Genomic DNA, 9,988 nt, shown 5'->3' on the forward strand with positions numbered 1-9,988 from the left:
GCGCGCAGGGCCAGCAGCGCACCCTTCTCGACCAGGCTGCGGCTGCGTTTCCACACCTCAGGGAACAGCACGACCTCGCAGCGCTCGATCTGGTCCTCCCACTGGATGAAGGCCATCGCCTTGCCGGCCTTGGTCGTAATTTCCTTAATGGATACGACCATTCCGGCCGTAACCGTCTGGCTCTCATCCGCGGCTTCGCCAAGGTCCATCAGCCGCTGGATGCCCGGCTCCTCAAGCAGGGCTGCACTGTCGTCCAGCGGATGGCCGGACAGGTAGAGGCCGAGCAGCTCACGCTCCAGCTCCAGCTGCTGGGTGACACTGAATTTCGGAATATCCGGGTAGCGGATCTCCCAGTTCGGGGTTTCGATAAGATCATCGAACAGTTGGATCTGCAGCTCGTCGCGCTCCTTGCGCCACTTGGCCGCGGCATCGGCGGTCTCATCGAGCATAGCCAGCAGCTGGGCCCGGTGCCCGGGCAGACGGTCAAAGGCACCGGCCTGGAGCAGGGATTCAATGACCCGCTTGTTGCAGACGCGCAAATCGACACGGCGGCAGAAATCGAGCAGGCTGTCGAACGGACGCTCCTTACGGACGGCCATAATATTCTCTACAGCCAGTGTTCCGACATTTTTCACGGCCGCCAGACCGAAGCGGATATGCCCGCCGTTTCCGTCTGCGCCGGGAACCGGAGTGAACAGCACACCGCTTTCGTTGACATCAGGCGGCAGAACGCCGATGCCGGAGCGCCGGCATTCCAGTACATATTCTGCTACTTTGCGGTGAGTACCCATGACAGCCGTAAGCATAGCCGCCATGAACTGCACAGGATAGTGCGCCTTCAGATAGGCCGTCTGGAAGGCCAGCACGCCGTAAGCGGCAGCATGGGCACGAGGGAAGCCGTAATCGGCGAACCGGACGATCATATCGTACACGGCATTCGCATCCTGCTCCTGATAGCCCAGCTGCAGGCTGCCCTGCACGAAATGGCTGCGCTCCTTGTCCAGCGTCTCACGCTTCTTCTTGGATACCGCACGGCGCAGCAGATCCGCTTCCCCGAGCGAGAAGCCGGCCATCAGGGAGGCAATCTGCATAATCTGCTCCTGATAGACAATTATGCCGTACGTATCCGCCAGAATCGGCGTCAGGTCGGCATGCGGATAATCGACCGTGATGTCGCCGTGCTTGCCGGCGATAAACTTGGGAATAAACTCCATCGGGCCCGGACGGTACAGCGCAAGCACTGAGATCACATCCTCAAAGCCCGACGGCTTCAGATCCTTCAATACGCGGCGGACGCCCGCAGACTCCAGCTGGAAGACGCCGGTCGTCTCGCCTGCCCCGAGCATCTCATAGGTCAGCGGATCATTGTCGGCAATGGTCCGGAAATCGGGAGCCGCCCCGTCCATCTCCCTGATCCAGTTCATGCAGCGCTCAATAATTGACAGCGTCCGCAGCCCCAGAAAATCCATCTTGAGCAGCCCGACGCTCTCCAGATGCTCCATGGAATACTGGGTCAGCGCCGTACTCTCATTGCCGGCCTGCAGCGGCACAGCATCGGTCAGCGGGCCTTTGGAGATCACAACACCGGCGGCATGCGTAGATGCATGCCGCGGCATGCCTTCGACCTTCATCGCCATATCCAGCAGCTCCCGCGTCTTGCGGCTGGTCTCATACAGCGCCTTCAGGTCAGGACTGCCCTCCAGCGCCCGGGCAATGCTGATTCCGAGCTGCCCCGGAATCAGCTTCGCGGCCTTGTCCACCTCATTGTAAGGCAGGTTCAGCACCCGGCCGACATCGCGGACCGCCGCCCGCGCAGCCATCGTTCCGAAGGTGATGATCTGGGCCACATGCTCCTTGCCGTATTTCTCCACGACATAGGCGATAACCTCATCGCGTCGCTCATCGCTGAAGTCGATGTCGATATCCGGCATCGTTATCCGCTCGGGATTAAGGAAGCGCTCAAAGAGCAGGTTGTATTTCAGCGGGTCCACATCGGTAATCCGCAGGGTATACGCAGTGAGGCTTCCCGCCGAAGAGCCGCGGCCCGGACCGGTAACAATTCCGTTCTTGTGACAATAGGCAATGAAATCCCAGACGATCAGGAAATAATCGCTGAAGCCCATGCTTTCAATAACGCCCAGCTCGTAGTCCAGTCGCTGCTCCGCAGCCGCCTTCCCCTCCGGTGAAGCCCATTGCTGTGTACCGGCATACCGGTCTTCCAGCCCGCTGCGGCATAGCCCGCGCAGATAAGCAGCGGCGTCCACTCCTTCCGGCAGCGGGGAATATTCGGGCAGAATATGCTGTCCGAACGTCAGCTCCAGATTACATTTATCCGCTATTTCCTGCGTATTGAGTATTGCCTGCGGTACATGCGGAAACAGCGCCGCCATCTGCTCACCGCTCTTCAGGAACAGCTGGTCCGTCCCGATCTTCAGCCTGTCTTCATCATCCACCGTTTTGCCGGTGCCGATGCAGATCAGCACATCCTGAACCTCGGCGTCCTCCTTGGCCAGATAGTGGACATCATTCGTCGCAACCAGCTGGATATCCAGCTCTGAAGCCAGTTCGATCAGCTGCGGATTGACCCGCTTCTGCTCCGGAATACCATGGTCCTGAAGCTCCAGATAGAAGTCTCCGCCAAAGATCTCCTTATACCGCAGCGCCGCCTTGCGCGCCTCATCCCCGCGCCCGTGCAGCAGATGCTGCGGCACCTCTCCGCCCAGACAGGCGCTCAGGCAGATGATGCCCTCGGCGTGATCAGCCAGTGCTTCCATATCTATACGCGGCTTGTAATGCTGACCCTCCAGATGGCCGATGGAGACAAGCTTCATCAGGTTTCTGTAGCCGGTTTCATTCTTCGCGAGCAGGATCAGGTGATAGATCGGCTGATCCTTGCGGCTGCCCCGCTCCCGGCGCGAGCCTGCCGTCAGATAGGCTTCACAGCCGATAATCGGCTTGATGCCTGCGGCTGTGCACGCTTTATAAAAGGGGATAGCCCCATACATCACTCCATGATCCGTCAGCGCCAGCGACTTCATGCCGTATTCGCCGGCCCGGCGCACAAGATCTGTTATACGCGCCGCACCGTCCAGTAAACTGTATTCGCTGTGCACATGCAAATGCACGAATGGGCTCATGTTCCCCACTTCCCTTCCGCTACTTAAATCAAAACATAAGATGAAACTATTTTATCATATTACAGGGGGAGCCGCCCATAGAATGGATTAAGTGCACAGGGACAGGCAGAGCCGGAAGAGCCGGCTTGTCCGGAAAGGGGCCTTCTATGAATGTTTTCATGAGCAAAGCCGTGCTCGACTTCTTCATTGCCTTCGGTATCGTGCTGGGCGGCGCCATGCTTGGAGGAGTAGGTGCGGTAGTCTCGCTGCAGCCGCCGACACAGACGATGCTGGATATCGCCGACCGGATTAAAATCTGGGCGCTCGCCGCGGCAGTCGGAGGAACCATTGATCCTATGAGGGTCATTGAGAGCAATATGATTGGCGGCAATCTGTCCCCTGCGATCAAGCAGGTTCTCTACCTGGTGTTCGCCTTCCTGGGCGCCCATATGGGCAGCGAGCTGGTCAAATGGGTATGCGGCAAGGGGTGAGCGGCTTATGAGGATTCCGCCTTTTCAGCGTTTCCGCCGTTTCTCACAGATTTCCGCCGTCTTCGTTCTCGGCATGGTGACGGGGGCCGTTATGTACAATGCTGTTTTTCATTTGGGCTATAATGTGCTCTGGCTCAACAATCAGGAGATGCGGGTGGAAATTGAGCAGTACCGGAATGATATCAAGACCCTCAAGAAATACAACAATACCTCAACCGTGATCCGCGAAATCAAGCTGCGCATGGAGGAAAGCAAGGATAAAGAAGGTACGTCTGGACTAGATCCGGTAACGGTGAAGGAAATCATCAGCAAGATGGGGACTGATCTGGAGCCGATGCGCGGCCGCAGCATGTTCGATATTGATACGGACGGCAAGCTCGCCCGGTTGCTTTTGGATGGAAAAATATATATCGTCCGCGAAAAAGAGTACTCGGCCAAAATCCGGACGATGCTGGTAATGGAGGGCGTGCTGCAGATCTGGGTTGAGATTCATCCCTACAAGCGCAGCTGAGCCGCAGATTAGTCCGGGCGCACCGGTGGCAGCCATGCTACAATATGGACAGGTATAAGGGCCAAACAGAAGCCGTACTGAGAACTATACTTTTCTTCATTATTGCCTGATAAAGGAGCTGCCTGTCCATGATCATGCTCATCAAGTATCTGCTGTTCCTTCTGCTTGTTGTCTTTATGATTGGCGCTGCCGCGTTCAGCCTCTCCTCACGCCGGACCTCCGACCCTGCGGAAAAAGCCCGCCTGCGCTCCGTTATGAACGTGCTGCTGGGGGCCATGCTGGTCACGCTGTCGCTGATGTCGATGTTTCTGTTCCGCGGCTCGACGCTCAGCGTTATAGTAGAGGCCATGTTTCTGATCATCGGGGCGTTTAACATTTTCTCCGGACTGCGCAGCTACGGGTATTACAGCCGGGAGAGGAGCCGGAAAAAGGCTTCGTAATTACAAAAAACTGCCAGCGGGCGGTAATAGTTTGATTTTCTCCAGATAATTTGGAGCACAGCGGATGGTCAGGGCATCTAGTTGGATTTTCTCCAGCTAATAGCTTACACGGTTCCCAAAATGGGCCTCTTACAGGAATTTTGGTGGACTTTTTCCCGCTAAATCCTGGATTCCGCGTAAATCCGGTGAATTAGCTGGCGTTTATCCCACTAATGCTGCTGGAAGCTCCAGAAAAAAGGCCAACCAGAAGTTTCTGGCTGACCTGTTCATGCGAAGCAAACTCCTTACAGCTGCTGTCTTTCCATCCTGCCTTGCTTCGCCGGACAGCCCGGTTAGCCGTGATCAATCGACTGCAGCATCAGCACAGCCTTGGCGACCATCGTGTCATTGTGGCTGATTTCGATCTCCAGCTTGCAGGTCCGGCGGCTGATCTCCAGCAGCTTGGGCATCACGATGATCGAGTGCTCAATCTGCACCGGACGGATAAAGTAGGTAGACATATTATCCAGTACATAGTCGTTGCCGGTAATATCTTTGGCTGCTTTGAAGGCAGACCGGGTCATCAGGGTGGAAAGGACGCCTTCTGAAATGGTACCCAGGTCTGTCGCCATCTGCGGAGTAATGAAGCCGTGGAAGAACAGCTTCCCTTCTTCATCGCGCTCCTCGGCAAAGCCGTTCCAGATCAGATGATCGAACGTCTCGCCCAGCTGCGGCTGGTTGCTGACATCACGCAGGCTCTGCAACACCTCACGGCGGGTAAGCGAGCCGACCAGCTTGCGGTTGCGGTCCACGATCGGCAGGAAGTCGATCCCTTCCCACATCATGATCTGCGCCGCCGAAGCCAGCGAGGTCTGCAGCGCCGCTGTTACCGGGCTGCGGACCATTGCCTTTTCAATGCTCTGCCCTTCCTGCAGCTCCTCCACATCGCGACGGCCTACTATGCCGATAACGCGGTTCCACTCATCCGTCACAGCAAAGCGCTGCTCCCCGCTGGAGAGCGCCAGCTGCCGCAGCTCGCCAACCGTACTGGAAATCTTAAGCGTGTTCAGCCTCGGCTTACTCTCCAGAATATCCTCGACCAGCATAATCTTTTTCTTGATCAGCCGGTCAAAGATGGCCCGGTTAATCATCGAAGCCACCGTAAACGTATCATGCCTCGAGGAGATCACCGGCAGGTCCAGCTCGTCGGCCAGCGCCTTAACTTCACGGCTTGTCCCGAAGCCGCCCGTGACTAGCACACCTGCCCCCTGCTCCAGAGCCAGTGAATGCACGTCATCACGGTTGCCCACAATCAGCAGGCTGTCAGCATCAATATAGCGGATCATTGCATCTACCTTCATCGCACCGATTATATATTTATGCAGATGCTTGTTCAGCCCGTCAGCTCCGCCGAGCACATGCCCCTCTACAATGTCTACAACATCCGCAAAGGTAAGCTGGTCGGAAATGTTCCTCGGTTTCTTTTCAACCCTGACTGTGCCGATCCGCTCCTTCGTAATCACAATGCCGAGGTTCTCAGCCTCCTTCACCGCCCGGTAAGCCGTCCCCTCACTCACTACCATTTCCTTCGCCAGCTTGCGTACAGAAATTTTGGTGCCTACTTTAAGACCTTCGATATGCTGCAGCAGTTGTTCATGCTTTGTAATGTTATCGCCTTGTCCTTCCAACTGTTACACCCCCATACCCCAATCTGTACTATTCTGTACTCATTATACAGCCGGAATTTGCAGAGTACAACTGCCCGCAGAAGACCAAATAAGGTAACTCCGTGAATGATTTCAGCACCAAAAAAGCCCGGACCGCCGTTTCCGGCAGCCAGGCTTCTGGATCTATCTTCCAGAGCCGGCAGAGCGTATAAATCCCGGTATACCGGTGCTCCTCTACAGCCGCTGTGACACTCTTGCTTCCTCACTCCACTTGCCCTGCCACTGCTCCAGCTTGTGCCTGCGGACCGCCTCCAGCTGCTTCTGCTTCTCTTCATCCACCCCGATGATGAAATGCAGATGCGCGGCAATAATCAGAAAGGCAAACACACACCAGACAACACCGAAGCCCAGCACCCAGCTTGGCCCGTTCTGAAACGACAGCTGAGGCAGGGCATAGAGCAGCATAGCCAGCGCGATCAGCAGATACATGATGTGTTTGAACTTGTTTCTTTTTTTCATGTCAAACAGCTCCTTCAACTGAATCTATATCTCTACTCTATGAGCCGTCCGGGGAATTTATGAGACAAGTCTGCAAAATTTAAAATCTGTTCAGGCAAATTAATATAGCACCGCCAGCAGTCATATGAGATGATGTATACAATTATTAGGAGGCGATAGTACTTGAATAAGGCGTATGGCTATACGGAGTATACGATCCGCAAGAAGATTTTTTCGATTATGAGCACCAAGCTGCACATTTATAACAGCTCAGAGGAGCTGGTATTATACTCACAGATGAAAGCTTTTAAGCTAAAAGAGGATATTGCGCTGTACACGGATGAGTCTATGGAAAGAGAGCTTTTGCGGATCAAGGCACGGAGTATTATTGACTTTAGTGTCACTTTTGACGTGGTGGACTCCGAGACGGGTGAGCATGTGGGGGCACTGCGCCGCAAGGGACTCAAATCGATCCTGAAGGATGAATGGGTTATTCTCGACAGGCATGACCAGGAGCTCGGGCTGGTGAAGGAGGACAGTACCTTTATGGCGCTGCTGCGCCGGGTGATCTCATTTATTCCGCAAAAATACAGCGTCGAGCTGCAGGGGGACCCGATTCCGACCTACAGCCAGAACTTCAACCCGTTCGTCACCAAAATCACCGCCGATTTCTCCGGCGACCGCACCGGCCAGCTTGACCGCAGGCTCGGGCTGGCTGCCGGCATTCTGCTCTGCGCCGTCGAAGGCAAGCAGGATTAGCAGGATTAATACACAAAAGGGGATTCTCCAGCCAACCGGCCGGGGAGTCCCCTTTTGCTTATTCGGCTCCAGCGGGAGCAGAAAGAATTAACGTCCGCCGTACATTTGCGACAGGCTGTCCGTAATGATCTTGTTCACATCTTCAATGACAACACTGAGGCGGCGCTCAGCGTCGAACAGCCGGCGGATGCCGAGATTCAGGTTAAGCACCTCGAACAGCTTCTCCATTTTTTCCATTTCCTCCTGCGGAGGCATTTCCCCGTTCATCATCCGCTGCTGCAGCTCAATCTGGTTCTGGCGGAAATTGTCGAGCATCTGCTTGCTCTCCGGATCACCCTCGATCACCTTCATGGCACTGCTGATATCGGAAAACTCGCTGCTTTCTTTGATGGCTTTTGCCAGTTCATGCGCTTTATCAATTACGTTCATTCTGTTACCTCCTGAAATTGTTGTTGTGTCTGCTGTCTGCGGCAATAGCAAATTCCGCCCGGCACGGCTTTTTACAGAATAGGTCAATCACCAAGGGTCAGATGTCTCCATATGATGAATGATAGGTAACCCTTATGATTCATAATTGCCGGCATCATGCTGCCTACCGGAAGGAGATCCACGATGTCTAAGTTCAAGATCCCGGTCCAAACGGTCCACTCGGGCATCCTGCAGGAAAACGCGATAATGCTTGGCGACAAATCAATGAAAAGGCTCAAGATACCGGCTCACGGCGTCATCCAGCTGAGCTTCGGCTCATTCAGACAGGAGGTTACTGTCATTCCGGTTCCCAAAGCCGAAAGCCTGCGCGTCAGCGAAGGGCTGGCCCGCCGGCTCGGCTGGAGAGGACGTCCTTCGCTGAATGCGACCTACAGCACCGGAAGCCGCACCCTGCGGCTCGGACCGCTGATCGGAGTGCTGGTGAGCCGGGACCATCCTGACCAGCCGGACAGAGTGTTCGGACAGATCACGATGTTCTGCCGGGAGCTTACCAATGCCTGCCAAGCACAAGGTGCCTATGTATATTTCTTTACCCCGGAGGCGCTGGAAGCGCGCAGCTCTTCCATCCAGGGCTGGGTATACGACGAGGGCTGGCGGAAGCTGAGTCTTCCTGTCGCCGATGTTATCAATAATCGGCTTACTACGCGCAAGGTGGAGAACAAACCTAGCGTACAGCATTTTCTGGCGGATGTAAAATCCCGCTACGGAACCCATTTCTTCAATGAGAAGTTCCTTGACAAAACCGAGGTGTTCGAAGCACTGGCCCAGGATGCCGCCCTGCAGCGGTATTTGCCGGAGTCACATGCCTTTAACGGTTTTGCTGTCCTAAAAAAAATGTGCAACAGCTACTCCAGCGTCTTCCTGAAGCCTGTGCGCGGCAGCCTGGGTAAAGGCATCCTGCGCATCTCCAGAGAAGAAGGCGGAGGCTACCGTCTGCTGTCCACAACGCCGATGGGTACGCGCAAGCAAAGCTATCCCAGTCTGGCAAAGCTGTTCCAGTCGATATCTCCCAAGATGAAAACCACCCGCTTCCAGATTCAGCAGGGTCTCCCGCTGATGGAGCTGGGCAAACGGCCGGTAGATTTCCGGGCGCTGGTTCAGAAGAACGGAACCGGCAAATGGGGGGTTACTTCCATTGTAGCCCGCACCGCCGGGAGCAATCATTTTGTCTCTAATCTTGCCCGGGGCGGTACGCTCAGCACCGTAAAGGAAGCAATCAGCAAAAGCAATCTCCCGGCAGGAATGAAGGAAAGTTCCCAGGTACAGCTTCCCCGGGCGGCGCTGGCAATCGCCAGAGGTGTCGAAACCTTCATCCCCGCACACTTCGGGGAGCTGGGCATTGACCTCGCTCTGGACCAGTCGGGCCGGATCTGGCTGCTGGAGGTCAACTCCAAGCCGTCCAAAAACGACAACACGCCGCTGAATGACCAGAAGATCAGACCGTCCGTTAAACAGATGATTCTATATTGCCGCTACCTGGCCGGTTTATAAGGAGGACACCATGACAGAGACAGCACAGAGATTCCTTGGTATCATGACCGGCCGGCGCCAGGGACATCCGCCGATTGCCGAGCCGGAGTTCTGCAGCCAGCTTAGCGCAGCGGCTCCGCTGTTCGATCTGAAGGTGCTCGTATTCCATCCTGAGGGTGTATCCAAAAACGGAGCTTCCATAACCGGCTATGCCTGGACGGAGGGCCGGTGGCAGCAGACCGTCGCTCCTGCACCCGATGTTCTGTACAACCGCTGTTTTTATTCATGCCCGCAGGAGAGAAAGGCTGCGGCTGCGGCGCTTTCCGTCCTATCCGGTACCATTCCCTGGTCACGGGGGCTGCCCGATAAGTGGAGGGTCTGCGGGATTCTCCGGCGCAGCCCTGAGGCTGCACCTCTGCTGCCCGAGACCAGACTTTACACCGGCCCGGACGAACTTAGCTCCATGCTTGCGGAACGGGAATACGGCGTATTCCTCAAGCCTAAGGCCGGGTCCCACGGCAAGCGTACCTTGCATGCCAGGCTGCTAAGCGGGAAGCAGGGTGGGGGA

The 9,988-nt window shown here is 55.7% G+C and carries 10 protein-coding genes; 6 read left to right on the forward strand and 4 right to left on the reverse strand.

Annotation, left to right across the window (positions count from 1 at the left end; translation table 11 throughout):
- Positions 1 to 3,137 (reverse strand): DNA polymerase III subunit alpha (locus BN3772_RS29310; protein WP_042204156.1); only part of this gene is annotated, 3,137 nt, incomplete at its 3' end.
- A 146-nt stretch (positions 3,138 to 3,283) separates the two neighbouring features.
- Between BN3772_RS29310 and BN3772_RS29315 the strand changes: the two genes are divergently transcribed.
- From BN3772_RS29315 to BN3772_RS29325, 3 genes are all read left to right on the forward strand, one after another.
- Positions 3,284 to 3,607: a YtrH family sporulation protein gene (locus tag BN3772_RS29315; RefSeq protein ID WP_042174971.1), complete on the forward strand. Its 324-nt coding sequence runs from the start codon at positions 3,284 to 3,286 to the stop codon at positions 3,605 to 3,607.
- A gap of 7 nt (positions 3,608 to 3,614) precedes the next feature.
- Positions 3,615 to 4,118, forward strand: a complete 504-nt coding sequence (locus BN3772_RS29320; RefSeq protein WP_042204158.1) for a sporulation membrane protein YtrI — start codon at positions 3,615 to 3,617, stop codon at positions 4,116 to 4,118.
- A gap of 128 nt (positions 4,119 to 4,246) precedes the next feature.
- Positions 4,247 to 4,558: a YtpI family protein gene (locus BN3772_RS29325; protein ID WP_042204160.1), complete on the forward strand. Its 312-nt coding sequence runs from the start codon at positions 4,247 to 4,249 to the stop codon at positions 4,556 to 4,558.
- Between the two features lie 332 nt (positions 4,559 to 4,890).
- Here the strand turns inward: BN3772_RS29325 and BN3772_RS29330 are convergent, their stop codons facing one another.
- Positions 4,891 to 6,225: a DRTGG domain-containing protein gene (locus BN3772_RS29330; RefSeq protein ID WP_042174967.1), complete on the reverse strand. Its 1,335-nt coding sequence runs from the start codon at positions 6,223 to 6,225 to the stop codon at positions 4,891 to 4,893.
- A gap of 213 nt (positions 6,226 to 6,438) precedes the next feature.
- Positions 6,439 to 6,723 carry a hypothetical protein gene (locus BN3772_RS29335; protein ID WP_042204162.1) on the reverse strand — a complete coding sequence of 95 codons (285 nt, stop codon included), beginning with the start codon at positions 6,721 to 6,723 and terminating at the stop codon, positions 6,439 to 6,441.
- A 162-nt stretch (positions 6,724 to 6,885) separates the two neighbouring features.
- On the opposite strand from BN3772_RS29335, the gene BN3772_RS29340 reads away from it, so the two are divergent.
- Complete coding sequence (locus BN3772_RS29340) at positions 6,886 to 7,461, forward strand: LURP-one-related family protein (protein WP_042204165.1); 576 nt, start codon at positions 6,886 to 6,888, stop codon at positions 7,459 to 7,461.
- Between the two features lie 87 nt (positions 7,462 to 7,548).
- Here BN3772_RS29340 and BN3772_RS29345 read toward each other — a convergent pair whose 3' ends face one another.
- Positions 7,549 to 7,890, reverse strand: coding sequence for a YlbF/YmcA family competence regulator (locus BN3772_RS29345; RefSeq protein ID WP_042174962.1), 342 nt, complete (start codon positions 7,888 to 7,890; stop codon positions 7,549 to 7,551).
- A 183-nt stretch (positions 7,891 to 8,073) separates the two neighbouring features.
- Between BN3772_RS29345 and BN3772_RS29350 the strand changes: the two genes are divergently transcribed.
- Both BN3772_RS29350 and BN3772_RS29355 read left to right on the forward strand, forming a co-directional pair.
- Positions 8,074 to 9,441: a YheC/YheD family endospore coat-associated protein gene (locus tag BN3772_RS29350; protein WP_042204167.1), complete on the forward strand. Its 1,368-nt coding sequence runs from the start codon at positions 8,074 to 8,076 to the stop codon at positions 9,439 to 9,441.
- A gap of 10 nt (positions 9,442 to 9,451) precedes the next feature.
- The coding region (locus tag BN3772_RS29355; RefSeq protein ID WP_244444873.1) for a YheC/YheD family protein at positions 9,452 to 9,988 on the forward strand (537 nt) is incomplete at its 3' end.

It is taken from the genome of Paenibacillus camerounensis, from assembly GCF_000723885.1.
Lineage (GTDB): Bacteria > Bacillota > Bacilli > Paenibacillales > Paenibacillaceae > Paenibacillus_AQ > Paenibacillus_AQ camerounensis.

Coding starts and splice junctions, on each gene's coding strand:
- BN3772_RS29325 (WP_042204160.1), top strand. CDS start 4,247: ATGATCATGCTCATCAAGTATCTGCTGTTCCTTCTGCTTGTTGTCTTT.
- BN3772_RS29320 (WP_042204158.1), top strand. CDS start 3,615: ATGAGGATTCCGCCTTTTCAGCGTTTCCGCCGTTTCTCACAGATTTCC.
- BN3772_RS29315 (WP_042174971.1), top strand. CDS start 3,284: ATGAATGTTTTCATGAGCAAAGCCGTGCTCGACTTCTTCATTGCCTTC.
- BN3772_RS29345 (WP_042174962.1), bottom strand. CDS start 7,890: ATGAACGTAATTGATAAAGCGCATGAACTGGCAAAAGCCATCAAAGAA.
- BN3772_RS29335 (WP_042204162.1), bottom strand. CDS start 6,723: ATGAAAAAAAGAAACAAGTTCAAACACATCATGTATCTGCTGATCGCG.
- BN3772_RS29350 (WP_042204167.1), top strand. CDS start 8,074: ATGTCTAAGTTCAAGATCCCGGTCCAAACGGTCCACTCGGGCATCCTG.